A 19001-nucleotide genomic window follows, 5' to 3' on the forward strand; every position below is an offset into this window, starting at 1 on the left:
GGAATTCTGGCCTAACCTGAAAGACAAATCGTAAGCGTGAGCCGCGTTACCCGTGGGAGTTGTGGACAAATGGCAGAAACTGAGGCGGACCAGGTGGCGGTGCCGCTGGATGACGTGGACCGGAACATCATTGCGGAGCTGACCCGGGATGGGCGGATGTCCGTGACGCAAGTCGCCGAGAACGTACACATCTCACGGGCGCACGCGTACACGCGGATCGCCCGGCTGACGGGTGAGGGCGTGCTGACCAAGTTCACGGCGCTCGTTGACCCTATAAAGGCGGGGCTGAAATCCTCGGCCTACGTGACTCTCAAAGTGAGGCAGCACTCCTGGCGTGAACTGCGGGAGCTGCTGCGCGCCATCCCGGAAGTGCACCACATTGCTCTTGTGGGCGGTGACTTTGACGTCATCCTGCTGGTTCGGGCAGTGGACAACGTGGACCTGCGGCGCGTCATCTTCGACCAGCTGCAATCCATGCCCGGGGTGCTGGATACGCAGACGTTTTTGGTGTTTGAGGATGTGGATACGCGGTAGCGCATTACAGGCTTCAAACAGATAGGTATACACAGCTATCACACGGGGCGCGCACGGTTCAACGGCTGACACCTCGTCCTAATTCTGGAATCCGGCCGGGTACAATTGGGCCAGACCGAACGAAACAGCAGTGTTGGAGGCCAGCCGTAGTTCGGCCTCCTGCAATCAACCAGGGGGGCTCCGGTTTGGACCTACGCGACTACATGCGCATCCTTCGCCGTAATTGGATGTTAATTCTTAGCACGGCTTTGGCTGGACTTCTTGTTGGAGGCGCCGCTTCCGTGCTGACAAAGCCAATTTATACAGCCGAAACTCAGTTGTTCGTGGCGATCCAAAGCTCAGGTTCCGTTCAAGAACTGCAACAGGGCAATAATTTTAGCCAAGCGAGAGTTCAGTCCTACGTCACGACAGTGAGCTCCCCCGTAGTTCTCCAACCCGCTATAGATTCACTTGGACTTTCTGTTACCCCACAGGAGTTGGCCAGCCGAGTCAAGGCCAGCACCGAGTTGAACACAGTTCTTATTAACATCACAGTCACAGATCTCTCCCCAGTTCAAGCCGCCGCGGTCGCCCAAGCGGTGTCGAACAGTCTGATCCAGGCCGTCGATAACTTGGAAAAACCACAAACTGGTGGTACGTCCCCCGTCAGGCTGTCAATAATAAAACCTGCCATCGCCCCCGATGCCCCCTCCGGACCGAATACTCGGCTGAATCTTATCCTCGCTGTAATAGTTGGACTTGGAGTTGGTATTGGCGCAGCCATGTTGAGAACCACACTTGACAATCGAATCAGGGGCGAAGCCGATCTGCGACGTGTCACCGATGTTCCCGTTCTCGGGGCGATTTCATTCGATCAAGACGCTGTGAAAAAACCCCTTCTGACCCAGGCTGAAACGCAAAGCCCGCGCGCCGAATCTTTTCGACAACTTCGAACCAATCTACAGTTTGCGAATGTGTCGGGCCACGCAAAGACAGTTCTTGTTACTTCATCCTTGCCCGGTGAAGGAAAGAGCACAACGGCGACGAATCTCGCCATTGCGTTGGCACAGACTGGACAAACCGTATGCCTCATTGATGCTGACCTCCGCCGTCCGATGGTGAACGAATATCTTGGCCTAGATCGAAGTGCGGGGCTAACCACAGCTCTTTTAGGCGAGCTAGACGTGAACGAATTGCTGCAAGCTTGGGGTGACGATAATCTCTTTGTTCTTACAACGGGGCAGATCCCGCCGAACCCGAGTGAGCTTTTAGGCTCGGACGAAATGCGAGGCCTAATTGCGCGCCTAGAGCAGGCGTTTGATACCGTCATCTTCGACGCGCCACCGCTTCTACCCGTAACAGATGCAGCGGTCCTCTCTCAACACGTTGGCGGCGTCGTTGTCGTTGTAGGAACGCAGAAAGTTAAACAAAACGAACTTGAGAAATCTTTGGACGCACTTCGTTTGGTGGGTGCCAAAGTTCTCGGTGTGGTTTTGAACAGACTTCCCGCCAAGGGACCCGACGCATATTCGTACGGCTACTATACTCAGGCTGACGAGCCACGTCAGAGTCGTTTCAAAACCACTAACGAACCTTCAAGAACGGGGCTTGCTAAAGCGTTGCCGTTGGTCGACCCAAACGTCCTCTCAAGGCAGCAAGTTAGCGTCGAGAAGCTTCATCGGAACGCATCTCAGTTCCCACGGTCGGACGTAAACAGCGCTGGGTGAGACATCCTGTTCTACTCCACCGCTGCTCCTGAGATCGTATATCTTCCCTCGCCTCTGCCACGCTTGAGCCATGATGGACAGCCACGGTTCCGCGCAGACTTTGGAGTTGGATTGCGAGCAGACGCTCAGAACATTTCGCGTCATTTGCCGCTGAAGACGAGCGGTTGTCGCCAAAACCCTCAGACTCCTTATGGACCATCTTGCCGTTGGCAAAACTGATGTCAAATCGATAAGTTCTTATCATGTTGAATGACGACCAAATTCCTCTGAGTTGGCAGGTGAGCCACTTTCACGTTGGCTATTTGTGTGCTTTTGCGGTCTTGTTGAGGGCGATGCCGGTCCTGGACTCCAGGCCTAGTTAATAGGTCGCGTCGATGGGTGGGGGTCTGGCCGATAAACAATGAAGATGGAGTTGCGGCTCCGGGCGGGTCTGACTTGCTGATTAGCTGACGCGCTCTCGGGCATTGTCCTGACACCGACGGGTCGGCTCGTGCCGGGGTCGCGCTCGTTTCGGGTGGCCGGACCGGGCGGGACGTGACTTCATAGGACCTTGCTCGATCAATGACTCGTCATTGTTGTGTCCGCCCGGCCTGGCGAGGTCATCCCTCATCGAAGGGAGACACCACCAGCATGAGCAACAACGCGCAGACGACGCAAGCAGTGATCGTCATCGGAGGCATCGATGCGCACGCCGACACTCATCATGTCGTCGCGCTCGATACGACCGGGAAGATACTCGGCGACCACCCTTTTCCCGCTTCATCACGCGGATATCGTGACGCGCTGGACTGGTTGGCAAAGTTCGGGTTGATTGACAAGATCGGAGTCGAATCCACCGGTTCGTATGCGGCCGGCATCACACGGTTCCTCCTCGAATCAGGTGTCGATGTCGTGGAAGTCAACCAGCCCCACCCGCACCTGAGGGCGCGCCGCGGCAAAGACGATTCGATCGACGCTGAAGCAGCAGCGCGCAAAGCGCTCTCGGGGCAGGCCACCGCGATCCCGAAGGTCACCACGGGTGTTGTCGAGTCGATCCGTGTGCTGCGCTTGGCCCGGGAATCCGCCGTTCGTTCCCGCACGAGAACGATCGTGCAACTGCGCAGTCTTCTAGTCACAGCACCTGCGCGGCTGCGGGAGCAGCTCACGGAACGGTCCGCAGCCGTGCTCGTGGCACGATGCGCGGGCTTGCGGCCTGATCTGGATCGTCTTGATGACCCGCTTCAAGCCACCAAGCGTGCACTGCGCGCCATGGCCCGGAGGATCCAGATGCTCGATGAGGAGATCAACGAGACCGACGCCTCACTCAAAAAGCTCGTCGAGCGCACCGCGCCGACTCTGACGTCCAAGCTCGCGATCGGGCCAGGGCACGCCGCGCAGCTGTTGATCACCGCCGGGCAGAACATTGAGCGGCTCCACTCCGAGGCCGCATTCGCCAGACTCTGCGGCGTCGCACCGATCCCGGTCTCCTCCGGCAAGACGCATCGCATGCGCCTGCACCGAGGCGGTGATCGTCAAGCCAACGCCGCGCTCCACATGATCGCGGTTTGCCGGATGCGCTACCACCAGCCCACCATCGACTACGTCAAGCGACGCCTCTCTGAAGGACTGTCGAAGAAGGACGTGCTCCGATGCCTCAAACGATTCATTGCCCGGGAGGTCTACCACGACCTGAAAACCGACCTTGGACTCACTTGACGTCTATAGGACCGTCGGTGTGTGGGTCCGGCCGGTTTTCATTAGTGAATGGTTCTTTCGAACCGGCCGGCGAAGGTGATCGCGAACGCGTTCAGCGCAGGCTTCCACCTCATCACCCAGCGTGCCCGACCGCCGCCGGTCGGATCAAGAGACCTGGTGACCAGATACAGGCATTTCAGCGCCGCGGTCTTGTTCGGAAAGTGCCCGCGGGCCCTCACAGCCCGCCGGCAGCGGGCACTGATCGACTCGATCGCGTTCGTTGTGCAGATCACCCGCCGGATCTCCACGTCGTACCCCCGGAACGCACGAACTCCGCCCAGGAGGACTCCCAGAGCCGCACGATTGCCGGACACCGCTGACCCCACTCGGCCGTGAACTCGGCGATCCGGTCCTTCGCCGCTTGCTCGGACGGGGCCGTGTAGACCGGCTTGAGCGCCTTGACGATGCCGTCGCGGTGCTGGCGTCCGGCGAAGCGGAAGCGGTTGCGGCTCAGGTGCACGATGCACTGCTGCACCACCGTCCGCTCCCACGTGCTCGTGATCGCCTCCGGCAGGCCCTTGAGCCCATCACAGACAGCGATCAACACATCTTCCACGCCCCGGTTCTTCAGCCCGGAGAAGACCGGCAGCCAGAACCGGGCACCCTCGCCGCCGTCCGCGGCCCAGATCTCCAGGATCTCCCGCTCCCCGTTCACGGTCACGCCCACGACGACGTAGAACGGGGTGTTGCGCACCTGCCCGTCACGGACCTTGACCACGACCGCGTCAACGAACAGCACCGGATAGATCGGATCCAAAGGCCGGGCCGACCACTCGGCCAGTTCCCCGGCGACCTTCTCCGTGATGCGGCTGATGGTGTCTTTGGAGACCTTGGCCCCGTAGACCTCCTCGAAATGCGCCGCGATTTCCCCGGTGGTCAGCCCCCGGGCGGACAGCGAGAGCACGATCTGGTCGATCCCGTCCAGACGCCGTTTCCGCTTGGGCACGATCACCGGCTCGAACGAGCCGTCCCGATCCCGGGGCACCTCAATCTCGACCGGACCGATCTCGGTCAGCACGGTCTTGGACCCGGTGCCGTTGCGCATGTTGGCTGCGATCGGCCTCTGGCCATGCTCGTGCCCGAGGTGCTCGGTCAGTTCCGCTTCCAGCGCGGTCTCCAGCACATTCCTCGTGAGCTGGTTCAGCAGCCCGCCCGGGCCTACCAGGCTCACGCCCTGCTCCCTGGCCTGCGCGAGCAACCGCTCCCGCAAGCTCCTTCTGATCGATGATCTCTCCCGTCACAGGATCGATCATCACCCCTGTCATCCCGGTCGTGGACTCCGACACGGCCGTCTCCTTTCGGATCAGGCCGGACCCTCACACACTGTCTTTCTTATAGTCCCGGGTGGGGCCACAAGGGCGTCGATGATTGGCTCTTCCCCTGCCCCATTCAGGGGCCGTTGGGCGGCGCTTCGCATTTAGGCATGGTTGGTCTGTTTGATCCGGTACTGGCGGTGGCCGCCAGCCGCGAGTAGGCATCTGAGCCTGTTATTGGTGAAGTTGCGGAAGCCTCACGCTATTCGGTGGGTGGTTTCGATGACGCCATCAATCACCTCGGTAGGGCCGTGAGAGGCGCCGTTCGTCTCGAAGTAGGCCAGGACCCCCGTCGTCCATTGTTTGAGTGTCCGGCCGAGGCGGGCGACTTCCGGATCGGGCAGGAGGGGAATGACGCGATGACATCGTTCACGAGTTCCCGGCTCAGGCCGAGCGTGATATATGTCGCGGAGGTTCTGATAGCACCGCCACGCCAGGGTGACTCCGTCGTCGGGGTTCCCGGCAATGACTTTAGCAGCGAGCCGGGCGGCGTGCTTGTCGGTCAGGTGTTCGACTCCAATCTGCAGGGTCCGGCGGATCCCGTAGAGCGAACCGCCTTTGCGGCCGCGGTGCCCGAGCGTGTCCTGCTGGACCCGGCGGCGCACTTCGTCGACCATGGCTGATCCGAGCTTCACGACATGAAAAGCGTCCAGGACGGTGGGGGGGTTCGGGCAGTTCATCGCGGATCGCGTCCGCGTAGCCGCGGAAGGGATCCAGCGCCACGGCCTTGATGGCTCTTCCACTTCTAGCGTGGCGGCAGGTGTTCAGCAGGCTTGTTGGGCTGCCGTGTACAACAATAACCGGAGCCTGTAATGGTCGTGGTTCCGGTATCCGCGCGCCGCCCGCTTCAGGTTTTTCGCGCTGAGGTTCGCCGCTTCGCTGCGTGGCCCGTGTCCGGCAGAACGTGAGCAGCTCCCTGCGCCACATCTTCAGTGTCAGAAACAGTGATTTGGCCTCCCGGATCCTGGTTGCCTTCACGGCGTGTTCGACTTCGGCCCAGGCGCGCTGGAACGCGTCAATGTGATCGGTCTTCAGCAGCTGCCGGACGTGTTCCTTGATGCCCCAGACGACGCCGGGTTCGATGTCTGAGGCGATGATTTCCTGCGTCCGTCCGCGCTGGGCGCCGGACATGTTTTCCTGGGTGCAGGTCAGCAGTTTCCGGTACATCCAGGCCGGATCCGTGGCCCGGCCGCGTCTGCCGTGCAGGTCGTGGGCGCGGCGCCGACGGACCTCGGTGACCATCTGATTCGCCGGGGCCACGCCATGCCAGTGATCCACAGTGATCGCCGCCTTGGGCAGGGCCTTGCGAACGGCCCGGCGGAACTCGGTGGACATGTCCATAGCCACCAGTTCGACTCTGTTCCGCCACCGTGGCCGGGCCCGGATCCAGTCCCGCGCTGCCTGGCCGCGGCGGCCGTCGACAATGTCCAGGATGGCCCCGGTATCCAGGCCGGTGAAAACGATTGACCAGGGTTCGTCCCGGGTGACCTTGCCGGCGTCGTCTTTGAGATACCGGACCCGCCGGAAACGGTGTTCATCCACGACCAGGCGGCGGATCAGTCTTCTGTCCGCGCCGCCGTCCAGGACAGCCGTGTCCGCGGTGACGCGCATGACGGTTGTCCATGACACGCCGGCGGCCGCAGCGACCCGGGAGACGGCACGGAGCTCAGTGGACAGCCCGGCGATAATGCCGGCCACGAGCCTGCTGGTCAGGCGTGACCGCAACGGAATTTCGTCGGAGGTCTGCAAACTAAGGACCGCGGACACTCCGGTTCCAGACAGGCCAGACGCCGCTTCCGGACCAGGACTTCGACTGGTGCTCCGCCGCACAGGACGTCGTGGACGCGGTGGACGGGCGGCCCTGGACCCGGGAAGACAGCACCCCGCAGTCCGGGCAGGCGCCTTCCCGTTCGACGGGCTCGACCAGCACCCTCCGGCCCGTGTCGGTACGCTCGGCGGAGAGCACAACATGGCCCTCAAAATTGAACAGCATCGACGCGGCATCGCACGTCTGCGTAGTCCTCAGCAATAGATGTCTCGACGACACCTATGCTCGCAGGGCTACGAGCCCCTTCATTTGAAGGACACCACGCTAAAAGTTGATGAGCCACCTTGATCCCGGCGGGAAAGCCGGGGCCGCGGTCTTTGAGCCAGTCGGCGTAGGCCTTTCCGGACCGGCCCGGAACCAGGTCAAGCAGCCGGGCGTGCACCACGAAGTGGTCGTCGCGAGTGTGGTCCACGATTCCGGTGACCATGCCGGCTCCCGGCGGGCCGGTGTGTGACCAGACGTCCTCATCGACGCCGCGCGTCGACTCCGGCGAGCCGATCGGAGCTCCTGAGGCGGTGAGGTTCGACCGTGCCACTGCCAACGGGGTGTTCTTCGCTGAATGTTGTTCTTGGGCAGTCCGGGTCTGGGCAGCCCCAGACCCGTTTGGCCCACAGCAGGCACACCGGCTTCCCGAAACAGGGAATGTCACGGAGCCGGAGTTGGCGGCGTCCGTGGCCGACCGCGACGACGCCGCACTCAAAACAACCTCCGAGTTCCTGGCCGGACTCGACGCCCAGAGCCAAGCCAGCCCTGGTTGCCGTGACGGAATGGACGTCGATGCCCTCGACGCCGAGCAGCGCATCTGCGCCAGCGGCCATGGGAACAAGACATAGAGTTATTCATGTCAGCGTCTCTTTTTGGTTTTGGTTGCTTGGTCGCTACCAATTCAAGAGGCCCTGCCCTCTTCCTGCCGCACTACGCCGCAGCGCGGAATGCCTACGCGACGGCGCCGTCCTCAGACACTGCATTCATGCTTATCTGCGAAGACCCGATCAATGGCGTCATCGAGACTATCCGCTGAATAGCGCGAGGCTTCCGCAACTTCAGCAATGACAGGCCAAATGCCTACTCGCGGCCGGCTGCCACCGCCTCTACCGGATCAAGCAGACCAAACATGTCTATTGCGAAGCGCCCGATTGGCCGAACCTCCTCGCAACAGTGCCCGACGCCGAGAAGTTAACTTCCCTTCTCGGCTACCAATAGAGGAAAGACAGAACACTCCACAACCTATTTTCCTTGGAGCCTAATTACCCAGGCCGCTCCAAGGAATCCACCAATGGCCACAGAACCGACGGAACCAATTGGCATAGGAGCGACAACACTCACAGCGAGGAGGGCAATGGTGCCACTGGCTAGGAAAAGTGTCGTTGGCTCTCGATGGCGAATAGCTCTCAAAAGTGGAGCGGCTGACATGCAAAACCACGCCACAAGGCCGAGAAGGCCGGTCTTAACAACGACCCAAAGGTAGAAATTGTGCGCATATATGGTGCCTTTATCCGCCCAAAAAGAGCCCGTTTCACCTTCGCCGGGCTTATAAGCGTATCCGAACCCGTGCCCCATGAGGGGCTGCTCTCGTATCGCCTGGAAAAGAAAGAAATTTTCTCTTTCTCTATACAAAACGGATGTGTCCACTGCCAAAGTCTGCTGGCTGAGGCCGTCTATGACTCGAGAGCCATATGAAATGAGTTGCCCGCCAATAAAACTGGAACCAGGAAGTATTTGCAAGACCGGTAGCAATACGTAAATAACGATAATCGACGCTGACACGGCCAATAGGCGCTTGAAGGCCATATTCCAACCACGCGAAGAACCCGTAACCAACAATGCGAAGAGGATGGCAGCGCCGACCCCCAATAGTGTATTTCTCGAGAAGCCTAGGAATGATATCAGTAGAGCTGGGAGCATGAATCTTATAGCAGTGCCTTTGGGCGACTTCCCCACAACCCAAAGAGCCAACCAACCCGCTAAGACTGGTAGAGCAAGGTTGGTTGTTCCCGTGATAATTCGTGTAGCGGCTCCATTGCCTGTGCCAGAACCCTCCAAGTAGAGCGTAGCCTCTTCCTGTCGTCCGGCCACGGGTATCCCAGTGACGCTGCTAAAGAGCATGAGCGCTGCAGAAATCCAAAGAATCCATGAGGTTAGCCTTGGGACATCTTGTGTATGCAAACTTGCGGCGAACCTGCCAGCAACGAATAATGCAGCAGTAAAATAGCCGAGACTTCGAACATCGGATACGACGTGCGCTGCCGACGTTCCAGAACTGAGCGACAGCAGACTTCCCAACAAAAGAATCGTGACTATAGAAAGAGATGCGATATCGGTAGACCGCACTGCCGGTAGCCGAAGGATGGCTACCAGCGCGGCTAGGTATAGGAATGGCTCGAACGTATACATGCTGATGCCCGCGACCGGCACTTGGGTTGGCACGCCAGCCGGCATCGTCAAGAACGCCGAGATCAACGCCGTGTAGGCAGCGATCCACGGGAACCTCAGGCTCAATCCCAGAAACAGGAGTGCCAGAACAGCAATCAGGATGGGAGCGCCAAAACCAACTGTCAGAAGAGCTGCCACAGCAGCCAAACTAACCGATGCAATCCAGGCTACGTTGCGGGACTGAAAGTCCGCATGGACCCAATCGCCTAGCCGCCGCGTCCTGGACCCTGGCTTCATTTGCGCGGCAACCCACGGAGGGCTAACGGCAAAACGTCAGTGACGAATACTGGAAGGCAAAGCAAGATGTATCGGCTGAACAGTCGCCTGGGCTCTTGCGCCAACCGGAAGACCCACTCAACGTTTAGGCTCCTAATCAGGCTGGGGGCTGCTTTTCGTGCACCTACCACCATGTCTACGGCCCCGCCTACGGCCATTACTGTGCCAGGAAATCCGGCCTCGTGTATTGCGTTGCCTATCTCGTCCCCAAAAGGTGGGGTCACGGCAACCAATAGTAAGTCCACCGACGCAGAGCTCAGGGCCTCTGAAATGGCCTTGGGAATCCACTCGCTCCGACTTCCGTGCTCCCGAAAGACCAATTTCACACCGGCAGCACTGAGCTTCTTGTCGAAGTCAGAACCGACGGTCTCAGCAGCTCCCAGTAAGCCGATGCGTAGGTCTCGCAGCCTACTATCGGTGAACAGTCGCTGAGTAAATTCTGAGCCTGTGACTCTATCGGTCTGCAGACCCAGTCCTCGTAGAGCAGACACAATAGGCCAACCGTCGGCCGTCACGTAATCTGCGGCCTTAGTCACGTCTGCAAAGCTTCCTGTGCGCTTGGCCAAAGCAAAATGATGCAGGTTTAGTGTTTGAATGCGTGCTCTCGGGCGACCAGCCACTAGATCGATCAGATCTTCCTCTGAAATTACGCACTTATCTAGTAGCGATTCAAATAGTTGCCGGCCCATTAGAAGTCCTTAAGGTCTGTGTGTACGTCTGTGTCTGCATGAAGCTTTCCAATTCATCCAACTTGAGATTATCGAACGATGCGCTCGCGTGGTCGCCAGCGGAAACATCTCGTCTGCCACCGCTTCTGAAGTATTCGACAATTGCGTCAACGGTAGCGTTTACGTCATCAGCTTTGATGACCCCCTGATCCAGACCGGCATCACTGGCCAGTATGGATGGGGCAACAACCGGACGCCCGAAGGTTACTGCCTCCAGCATCTTTACCGAGACGCCTGTCGACTCCCCTAAACGGGGAACCACGACCAAGTCCGCGAGGTCATAAAAATCAGACAATTGATCGATTCGACCCAAGCTCGTCACGCCGTCGCTATCTGACCATTTCTCAGTTTCTCGCCCTGACAAAACTACATTGGCGGTTGGGATTTTCTCACGAACCTTTGGGAGAACCTCGTCGACAAGTATACGTATGGCTTGTGCATTTGGCGGCCAGGTCGCCTTGCCTATGAAACCAATCACGGTTGAAGACGGAGGTCTTTCGTTGAAGTTTCGAGGCGCAATCGTCAAGTGCCGACACGGCACTCCCCACTTCCGGATCCGATCGGTGTCGCTCTTGGAAATGGCCAATACTGATTTCGGAAGACGAAGTATCTCGCGTTCCTTGATTTCCATTCGATGCGAGTTGCCAAGCCACCTAAATTGGGCTGGGTCATGGCTCCGAGAAATAACGGTATCAACGTTGTGTGCAATATGGATATCGCTCTCGACGCCCGCGTCGGCAAGAAGCAGAAGTGCGGGCCACTGGCTGGTCACGATCAGATGGTCGGCGCTCCGCTTCCGAGCGAGACTTCGGATCTTCCGTACTTCCCGTTTCCATTCGGGCGAGACACGAAATTTCGCCACTTGGTACGCCTCTTTGAGGGCCACCATTCTGGCAAGAGTTCGAGCGCGCAATTTCTTCGAGCTTCGAATCTCCAGGGGAACACGCCCCGATCCCCGCTCACCGCAGATATCATGAACGTCCACTTCGAACGACTCGCTAAGGGCACGGAGTAGAGTCGTATCGACCCACGATGCCCCGCCAAGGTCTGAAAGATTCGGGTTGTACGTTGTAACAAAGGTCAGCCGTTGTGCCCTCATATTTGCCTCCCCCTGGCTCGCCTCTAAGGAGGCCACTCACTTCATAGATTCAATCGGATAGGTTAGCAGCAAGCGTGTCCTATCAGTCTGGAGCAAGACCAGTACGCGCTAAGGTCCTGCTGTAGCATTCTAGCTGGCAGTTAGGTTTGCAACGAACCGGAAAGCGAAGCGCCGTTGGGGGAGGTGTCGGCAGTTGAAATCACGGTCAAACCTCCCAGGGCCGGTTCTCGCCTTTGGCGTTTGACCGAAGTCCCAGGCGCTCGACTTCATCTCCGCTGAAAGCCTTCTGGGGTCCCCTTTTGGCCAAGCATGTGTCTCGAAAGCACCATCTGACGGCGCCGGCAAGCGTCATGAAGGTGACGATGGCTATAGCTTGAACAGCGCCAAAAGTACTCTGATCTGCGTCAAAAGTACTTCCCCGGAATCCAGCTGCAACGAATTTCTGCCATAATGCCCGCAGGACTACCTCAAGCCCGAAGCATCCGCCGGCTTCCGCAGAGGTGGCGAAGTGCAGTGGCACTGAACGGGCGGATCCTTGGAAAGGACGTCGACCGGGTCCAAGTTCGCTGGAGTACCCTTGGGCGATTGGTCTGGAACGAGTCACCCGTTTGGAATATTGGGCAATCATATTTCGAACGCAATTCAGACACGACTAGTTAGAAACCCGAAGTGAGGGCAGGCCGAAGGACTCATGATGACGACGATAGCTCATAACACCGATATTCATACAGCAAAATTTTATTCGATAATTCGATCTGCCCATTTGGAGCGTTCTCTCAACTCGAACAACAGCTGGATTCTCTACTCCAAGACAAACTACGACCTTGATGCGCAGCTACTCGAGAACAATGAACTTGCGGTTAAAATGTCCCCTTGGATGCTCCCTCGTTTCGTCAAGAGAAGCGACATCAGGATTCTTGAAGTAAATGAGCCACTTATGCTTCCGGCTTGGCGTGTTCTGATACCCATTCTTTTGCTCTGCATTCTTCACCCTGCGATGCGAAAGCTTCGGATTGTCTTTTATGCGATAGAAAACTTGGATCCAAGTCCGAACCTCGCTGCGCGGCTCCATCTACCCACTCAGGTCGCCAAGGGAATCACATCGTTAGCGTGCCGAGTTGCGTTCCTTGTGGCTGACCGCGTTGCGTTCGGAACACAAGGATCCATGGGCCTATATGCCTCCCTACTCGGATCGCACTGGAAGAAAGCCCGGCTGCAGGCCAAGGTGCGCCAAATAGATCCGCTTCCATCAGCGGAATTGATCGAAGCAGAACAGAAGGTTCCCGGGTCTGTACTATTTCTCGGCGACCTGTCCGCTCGTAAGGGGATTGACCGACTTATAGACGCTTGGGATACTCTTCCGCCAAACCACGGTCTCACGCTTTGCATTATCGGAATGGGAGAAGAGCTCGAACGCGTAAAACTTTGGGCGCGCGACCGTCCTGAAGTAACTTTGAAAGTCAGTCCCAGCAGGGTAGTTATTCGCGAGACGCTTGCAAAATCGGAAACACTTGTTCTGTTATCGAGTACGTCTACGATATGGAGGGAACAAATTGGGTTGCCTCTTCTTGAAGGGTGGAGCTACGGCTGCAACCTGATCACAACGGATGCCACCGGGATCGCCGATCTCCTTCGACGCTCCGGACATACTGTTTTGCCCGAGCTGTTTACAACCAATACGTTGACGGACGCCCTCCTGGGAAACCTCTTACCCCGACGAAGCGCGGATGCTGTACAAGAGGACCTTCCCGAAGTCGATGGGCGACTTGAGGCGGATCTCTGGCTCAACGAATACACATTCTCAACGAAATCGAAGTCCGGGATTCAATTGTGAACCACTACGATGTTTACTACCCGAGTCAGGTCGATGTTGCTGCTTGGCAGATGGCCTATCAGGCCGAAAGCAAGCCCGACGCTTGGCCATACGGCCTCAACCGGCTTGAGCACGGCCCGCGAACGGTGAAACACAAAAGTATCCACCGTCAGAGTTCGTTTAGAACAGCGGCGGGTGCCCTGTTGAGACGCGTTACACCGAGGTACCCGAAACTGCCGGGCCCCGATGATGCCTTGTCAGTTACTTGGGACGAAAGGACTGCCCTTGACCTCTTCCTAGAGGGGCGGACCGACCATTTGGCAACGGGCGTAATTTGGGCAACCGATCAGCTTCACATCCCCTCTGAAGCGCTAAGAATCCACCTACTGCGCCGAGTTCTCCGCTCCGCCAATTCCCTATGGTGCCTATCAACCGCGCAAATACCCGTCCTTGATCGTTGGTTGGGGAGACGCTCGAGAAGCGGGGGCGCCCACTACCTGCCGTTTGGAATCGACACTGACTTCTATTCCATGCGACCGCCGGAAAGCGACAACTTAATCTTCAGCGTCGGCGGCGACCGTGACCGTGACCCCAAAACGCTCTTCGCAGCGCTGGCAACTACCATCACTTCCAGACCCGGCACGCGAGCCGTCGTGCAAACCACATCAACGCTGACGCCGCCTGCGGGCGTAACCGTGGTGAGCCGGTTGAATCATGCCGAGTTACGGGAGCTGTATGCCAAGGCAGCGATCATCGCAGTTGCAACGAAACCAAACCTGCATGTATCTGGAATGACCGTTTCCCTCGAAGCCGCTGCCACCGGGCGCCCCGTCGTAATAACGGAAACGCCTGGAATGACCGATTATGTCCGGCGTGACCGGACCGGGCTCCTGACACCAGTCGGCGACGCTAGGGCAATGTCTGAATCCCTGATTCGTCTTCTCGATGAACCTTCACAGGCACAAGAGCTTGGCCTCGCTGCCCGGACACACGTGGCGGCGAAACATAGCTCCTCGGTTATGGCAGCCCGCCTGGGAGAAATTCTGGAATCAAAGAATGGCCAAGGATGACCGCTCACAGAAGCGGGCATGTTTTTCGGGAGATTGATTGCAGACAATGAGTTCTCAAAATTTGACCAAACACGTGATCTCCGTGGCTGCATCAAATCTTGCTCTTCCCATGGCCGCTTTCGCTGCAGGCCCCATACTCGCCCATTCGCTTGGCGTCGAGGGCCGCGGGCAACTAACCGCCGCAGTGGCGCCGCTCATGTTGTTTACTGCGATAGGAACAATCGGACTTCCTGAAGCAGTCAACTACTTCGTCGCCCGAAATCCTCGGTTGTCTCAGTCTGTGGTTCGGAGTGCTTCATGGTTATTAGCCCTTAGCGGTGCCTTAGCAACAGTCATTGCCATCGGAGCGGCGCCACTCCTGGCCGGCGGCAGCGCAACCGTACAAAGTTTGATCGTTATGGCGGTCCTGGCAACCATGCCCACACTCATCATCGGCGCCGTCCGTGGTGCGGCGCAAGGCCTGCATCTTTGGAATCGGGTTAACGCAGAGCGTTACGTCACGGCCTCGACCCGTCTACTGGCCCTCATATCACTGTGGGCGTCAGGGCATCTCACTCCCTTTACGGGAACACTGGCCCTAGTGATTAGTCCGCTTCTGGGCGGCCTCGCATATGTACGCCTTCCTCTCCAGAAACTTGGACATCGTGAAAAGATGCCAGTTGGCACACTCATGGGCTATGGCACTCGAATTTGGCTAGGATCACTTTCGGGCATCCTGCTCGCACGAATCGACCAAGTGCTGATGACGCCGTTGGGAGGCGCATATGCACTAGGCCTCTACGCGGTAGCCGTCAACATTGCAGAAGTCGTGCTTATAACAAATCATGCTGTCAGGGACGTGATGTTTTCCGCCGATGCCGCAGATTCAAATGATGAGAGAATCTATATGTCTTCCAGGCTATCGATGCTCACCTCGGCATTGATAGGGCTCATCATTTGCCTTTCCATGCCAATGTGGGTTCCGGTCGTATTTGGCGGCGAGTTTGATGGGTCGATACTGCCAGCCGCGGTACTTATTGCGGCCTATATAATCTGGGTTCCAGGATCCATGGCTGGCGCTACGCTGTCGGCAAGGGGAAGACCTGGCCAGCGCAGCATCGGTCTCTTTATAGCCACAGTCGCTAATGTCATGTGCCTTATACTTTTGGTCCCCGGAGGCGGTGCTTTGGGTGCGGCCTATGCGATGCTGATCGGAAATGTAGTGGCCAGTGCCTACACGCTGTGGTGCGTTCGTAGATACTTCGGCATGCACATATGGTCATTCTATTCCGTTCGACCGTCTGATATCCGCCTTATTCTGGGAAAATTGACCGCCTTCACACGAGGTAAGGAGCGCGGAAGTGGATAGCCCTCGGTTTCCCATTCGAACGATTTACGCCTCGGGAATGATTGTCAGGAGATAAGTATTGTGATTCCCATGGAAATGCCTGTAACTGTCGTAATGGTCAATTACCGAAGCTCAGAATACGTAATATCATGCGTCAAAAGTCTCGCGACGGAGCCTATTGCGCGGATCATAATTCTCGAAAATGGCTCCGGTGAAGATGAGTGGCGTAGCCTTCAGAACGTGCCATCAGTTGCTGCCTGTGACGTTCAACTGATCCGCAGTCTTGAGAATCTAGGATTCGGAGCTGGAGTGAATCTGGCGGCTTCTTGCATCGAGAGTGACTACGGCGGCCTTATCTGGGTGCTGAATCCCGACACTGTCGTTACGGACGGCTGTGCGGCGACGCTTGCCAAGGAAATCACAGACGGCGAGCTGGATATAGTTTCCCCAGTCATAGCAACGGGCTCACGTTCCTCACCAACTACGTGGTTTGTCGGGGGGGATATCGATCACACTAACGGTTCAACCCGGCACTGGGATTATGGCCAACCACTACCCACGAATTCAGGCGTCAGAGCTACAGATTTTATGACCGGTGCTGCTCCAATGATGACCTTTGCAACTTGGCAGAGGGCCGGCGGGTTCAAAGAGAGCTTATTCCTTTACTGGGAGGATGCTGACTTTTCACTGCGCGCCAAGGCAATCGGGCTAAAGATGGGAGTCCAACTCGATGCTCTCATCTGGCATGAAGAGGGTGGATCGGGGGAAGGCAATGGACGCAGCGCTGTCTATTACTACTACATGCAGAAGAACAGACTAATTGTCGAGTCCGAATATTCGAGTATCTGGAACTTGGTCGCTGGAAAAGGTTGCATGGAAACGATTCGCCTCCTGGCTCGACCGCTGCGTGAGAAGGAGGGCAGGCTCTCGAAGTTACTGTCATCCGTACGCGGCCTAGCAGCCGGTATGCGACCCTCTCATCGACTTTAGTTTTGATTTAGATGGCATGCTCAATGCAAATTTGGAGACCAATGAATCCCGCCACACTTTGGAAGCTGTCGTCGAGAGCATATTATCGTGGAAGAATTTTTCGCGCAAAGGTGTTGAAACTCGCTAATTATCTGATATTTCGCTGCATACTCCCATACGAGTGCGAACTTTCCGGCCATATCACCCTCTGGCATCGCGGTCTAGGGACCGTTGTGCATCCATCAATTAGAATTGGGCACCGTGTTCAAATCGCACACGGGGTGACCATAGCTGGCAGCGGCCAGGGTAAATCTGTGATTGGTGACGATGTTATTATCGCGGCCGGAGCTATTATTATTCCGAAAGCAGGAAAGCCATACGAAATTGGTAATGGTGCCGTCATAGGCGCCGGGGCCGTGGTTGTCGGAGACGTACTGCCCAATTCAGTCATGGTAGGTAATCCGGCAAGAAACATGAGGAAAGGTGCGCTCTTCACGGAATGAGCGAGAGTCGCGACCAGGCCGGTTGTGCCATCCTCTGGTACGCCTCGTACGCGGAAGAAGTTGCTCTAACTCGTTCGCCATCCGGCCGGAACAAAAAGGACACAGTGGCCCCCGTTGAGACCGCCGGGGCTAGCTCATGGAAGAATTGGCTCAGAAAGCCTCGAGCCGTGGGGTTGCTGCGGGTCCACCCGCCAGCAGAATTAGAACTTGGGGATGTATGTCGGGGTCAATGTCGGATTGGCGAGCTAAGACGGCTCGCCGTTTGCGAGTCGTAGACGCGTTTGTAGTCATTTGGGCGGTAAGTGGCGCATTCGTCGTGCGCTTCGGTCTGGAGCCTAGCTTCGAGAGTTCTCCCCAAGAATTTGCATATGGTTGGCTATCGCTAGTTATTGCTCTTGCTTGGTGGCTGATGCTAGGGGCGTGGAACAGCCGACAGAACCGGATACTGGGCTCAGGGCCCGACGAATACAAGCGAGTGACGGCGGCGTCACTCTGGCTCTTCGGGTTGATCGCGATCGTTTCCTACGTCCTGCGCATAGACACGGCTCGCGGATACGTCGGAATCGCGTTGCCGGTGGGGCTGCTTGGTCTTCTTCTCGCGAGGTGGCTGCTGCGCCAGCACTTGAGCGTTGACAGGTTAAAGGGCACTAGCATGAATCGGCTGATGTTGGTTGGAGGTCCCAGTGCCGTGGCACACCTTAATGCTTCCCTGAAACGTGCAAAACACGCGGGGTACGAGCCGGTTGCTGCGTACACGCCCGGCTCACACACGGGTCCAAGCGTTGAACCGGAGTCAGGTTTGCCGATTTTGGGGTACACGGCTGACACAACCTCAATACTGCGGGCCATTGACGAATGCCGCGCTGACGCCGTGGCCGTGTCTGCGGGAGTTCAACTCCACCCTCAAATGTTGCGCCATTTGGGCTGGGAACTTGCTGCTCGCAATGTCGGACTCATCATGGCCCCTGCTCTCACCGACATAGCCGGGCCCCGAATTCATACCCAACAAGTGGCTGGGCTACCGCTGATTCACGTGACGACACCCACTTTGGAGGGCGGTCAGCGAGTTGCCAAGCGGCTATTTGATGTAGTGGTATCCGGTCTGCTGATCGTCGTGGCTGCACCCCTGATGGCCATTCTTGCCATTATGGTCAAGGCCGACAGCCGCGGGCCTGTGCTCTTCAGGCAGGAACGCGTCGGCATGGAGGGCGCCCATTTTGGCATGCTGAAATTCCGCTCCATGGTTGTAGATGCTGAGCAGCGACTCGCTGAACTCGCACATCGCAACGAAGGGAACGGCGTCCTCTTCAAGATCAAGAATGACCCGCGAGTCACCCGCGTAGGCGGATTCCTGCGCAAGTACAGCTTGGACGAGCTCCCGCAGCTCTTCAATATTTTCACCGGGTCCATGAGCCTTGTTGGTCCGCGCCCTCCCTTACCACGGGAAGTCGAAGCTTACGAGCACGACGTCCGACGACGACTGCTAGTCAAGCCTGGGCTCACAGGCCTGTGGCAAGTTAGCGGGCGCTCGAACCTGTCGTGGCAGGATTCTGTTCGACTCGACCTCTATTACGTCGAAAACTGGTCATTGGCCGGCGACCTCGTGATCATTCTTCGAACCGTCCGTGCCGTTTTTCACAGCACTGGCGCATACTAGCAACTCATACC

At 57.6% G+C, this 19001-nt stretch carries 15 protein-coding genes and 2 pseudogenes; 10 read left to right on the forward strand and 7 right to left on the reverse strand.

Translation table 11 applies throughout. The features are described from left to right. The first annotated feature begins 69 nt into the window (after positions 1-69). The 3 genes from JOE41_RS05970 (at position 70) to JOE41_RS05980 (ending at position 3935) form a co-directional block, all read left to right on the forward strand. The gene (locus JOE41_RS05970; protein ID WP_028271531.1) at positions 70-534 is read left to right on the forward strand and encodes an Lrp/AsnC family transcriptional regulator; all 465 of its coding nucleotides are present in this window, start codon (positions 70-72) and stop codon (positions 532-534) included. A gap of 203 nt (positions 535-737) precedes the next feature. Further along, positions 738-2240, forward strand: a complete 1503-nt coding sequence (locus tag JOE41_RS05975) for a polysaccharide biosynthesis tyrosine autokinase (protein WP_245200644.1) — start codon at positions 738-740, stop codon at positions 2238-2240. 630 nt (positions 2241-2870) lie between these two features. Next, positions 2871-3935, forward strand: coding sequence for an IS110 family transposase (locus tag JOE41_RS05980; protein ID WP_209751441.1), 1065 nt, complete (start codon positions 2871-2873; stop codon positions 3933-3935). A gap of 41 nt (positions 3936-3976) precedes the next feature. Here the strand turns inward: JOE41_RS05980 and JOE41_RS05985 are convergent. The 3 genes and pseudogenes from JOE41_RS05985 to JOE41_RS05995 all read right to left on the reverse strand — a co-directional run bounded on the left by JOE41_RS05985 (position 3977) and on the right by JOE41_RS05995 (position 7280). Next, a pseudogene (locus JOE41_RS05985) lies at positions 3977-5196 on the reverse strand (IS256 family transposase). Between the two features lie 288 nt (positions 5197-5484). After that, positions 5485-5967, reverse strand: coding sequence for a transposase (locus tag JOE41_RS05990; protein ID WP_209751443.1), 483 nt, complete (start codon positions 5965-5967; stop codon positions 5485-5487). A gap of 84 nt (positions 5968-6051) precedes the next feature. After that, a pseudogene (locus tag JOE41_RS05995) lies at positions 6052-7280 on the reverse strand (ISL3 family transposase). Positions 7281-7389: 109 nt separating this feature from the next. On the opposite strand from JOE41_RS05995, the gene JOE41_RS06000 reads away from it, so the two are divergent. Then, complete coding sequence (locus tag JOE41_RS06000) at positions 7390-7569, forward strand: hypothetical protein (RefSeq protein ID WP_209751445.1); 180 nt, start codon at positions 7390-7392, stop codon at positions 7567-7569. Between the two features lie 10 nt (positions 7570-7579). On the opposite strand, the gene JOE41_RS21215 is transcribed toward JOE41_RS06000, so the two are convergent. The 4 genes from JOE41_RS21215 to JOE41_RS06020 form a co-directional block, all read right to left on the reverse strand. Next, the gene (locus JOE41_RS21215; RefSeq protein WP_209751447.1) at positions 7580-7933 is read right to left on the reverse strand and encodes a transposase family protein; all 354 of its coding nucleotides are present in this window, start codon (positions 7931-7933) and stop codon (positions 7580-7582) included. A 409-nt stretch (positions 7934-8342) separates the two neighbouring features. Beyond that, positions 8343-9686 (reverse strand): O-antigen ligase, encoded by a 1344-nt coding sequence (locus JOE41_RS21160; protein ID WP_209751450.1) that lies wholly within the window; start codon positions 9684-9686, stop codon positions 8343-8345. Between the two features lie 95 nt (positions 9687-9781). After that, a complete protein-coding gene (locus JOE41_RS21220; RefSeq protein WP_209751451.1) occupies positions 9782-10513 on the reverse strand; it encodes a WecB/TagA/CpsF family glycosyltransferase in 732 nt (243 codons plus the stop codon). After that, positions 10494-11324 (reverse strand): glycosyltransferase family 4 protein, encoded by an 831-nt coding sequence (locus JOE41_RS06020; RefSeq protein ID WP_209751453.1) that lies wholly within the window; start codon positions 11322-11324, stop codon positions 10494-10496. Before JOE41_RS06020 ends, JOE41_RS21220 begins: the two co-directional genes overlap by 20 nt. A gap of 1021 nt (positions 11325-12345) precedes the next feature. Between JOE41_RS06020 and JOE41_RS06025 the strand changes: the two genes are divergently transcribed. The 6 genes from JOE41_RS06025 (at position 12346) to JOE41_RS06050 (ending at position 18990) form a co-directional block, all read left to right on the forward strand. Beyond that, positions 12346-13485 (forward strand): glycosyltransferase, encoded by a 1140-nt coding sequence (locus JOE41_RS06025; protein WP_209751455.1) that lies wholly within the window; start codon positions 12346-12348, stop codon positions 13483-13485. 509 nt (positions 13486-13994) lie between these two features. After that, entirely contained in the window at positions 13995-14534 is a 540-nt protein-coding gene (locus JOE41_RS06030) for a glycosyltransferase family 4 protein (protein WP_209751457.1), read from the forward strand. Between the two features lie 61 nt (positions 14535-14595). Continuing rightward, entirely contained in the window at positions 14596-15882 is a 1287-nt protein-coding gene (locus JOE41_RS06035) for an oligosaccharide flippase family protein (RefSeq protein ID WP_209751459.1), read from the forward strand. A 69-nt stretch (positions 15883-15951) separates the two neighbouring features. Beyond that, entirely contained in the window at positions 15952-16851 is a 900-nt protein-coding gene (locus JOE41_RS06040; RefSeq protein ID WP_209751461.1) for a glycosyltransferase family 2 protein, read from the forward strand. 41 nt (positions 16852-16892) lie between these two features. Beyond that, positions 16893-17333, forward strand: coding sequence for a hypothetical protein (locus JOE41_RS06045; RefSeq protein ID WP_209751463.1), 441 nt, complete (start codon positions 16893-16895; stop codon positions 17331-17333). Positions 17334-17562: 229 nt separating this feature from the next. After that, positions 17563-18990: a sugar transferase gene (locus tag JOE41_RS06050; protein ID WP_374068738.1), complete on the forward strand. Its 1428-nt coding sequence runs from the start codon at positions 17563-17565 to the stop codon at positions 18988-18990. Positions 18991-19001: the final 11 nt, after the last annotated feature.

The organism is Arthrobacter sp. PvP103, assembly GCF_017833075.1.
Lineage (GTDB): Bacteria > Actinomycetota > Actinomycetes > Actinomycetales > Micrococcaceae > Arthrobacter.

Coding starts and splice junctions, on each gene's coding strand:
- JOE41_RS06050 (WP_374068738.1), top strand. CDS start 17,563: ATGTCGGATTGGCGAGCTAAGACGGCTCGCCGTTTGCGAGTCGTAGAC.
- JOE41_RS06040 (WP_209751461.1), top strand. CDS start 15,952: ATGGAAATGCCTGTAACTGTCGTAATGGTCAATTACCGAAGCTCAGAA.
- JOE41_RS05980 (WP_209751441.1), top strand. CDS start 2,871: ATGAGCAACAACGCGCAGACGACGCAAGCAGTGATCGTCATCGGAGGC.
- JOE41_RS06045 (WP_209751463.1), top strand. CDS start 16,893: ATGAATCCCGCCACACTTTGGAAGCTGTCGTCGAGAGCATATTATCGT.
- JOE41_RS21215 (WP_209751447.1), bottom strand. CDS start 7,933: ATGGCCGCTGGCGCAGATGCGCTGCTCGGCGTCGAGGGCATCGACGTC.
- JOE41_RS06030 (WP_209751457.1), top strand. CDS start 13,995: ATGCGACCGCCGGAAAGCGACAACTTAATCTTCAGCGTCGGCGGCGAC.
- JOE41_RS06025 (WP_209751455.1), top strand. CDS start 12,346: ATGACGACGATAGCTCATAACACCGATATTCATACAGCAAAATTTTAT.
- JOE41_RS21220 (WP_209751451.1), bottom strand. CDS start 10,513: ATGGGCCGGCAACTATTTGAATCGCTACTAGATAAGTGCGTAATTTCA.
- JOE41_RS06000 (WP_209751445.1), top strand. CDS start 7,390: ATGAGCCACCTTGATCCCGGCGGGAAAGCCGGGGCCGCGGTCTTTGAG.
- JOE41_RS05975 (WP_245200644.1), top strand. CDS start 738: ATGCGCATCCTTCGCCGTAATTGGATGTTAATTCTTAGCACGGCTTTG.
- JOE41_RS05990 (WP_209751443.1), bottom strand. CDS start 5,967: ATGAACTGCCCGAACCCCCCCACCGTCCTGGACGCTTTTCATGTCGTG.
- JOE41_RS05970 (WP_028271531.1), top strand. CDS start 70: ATGGCAGAAACTGAGGCGGACCAGGTGGCGGTGCCGCTGGATGACGTG.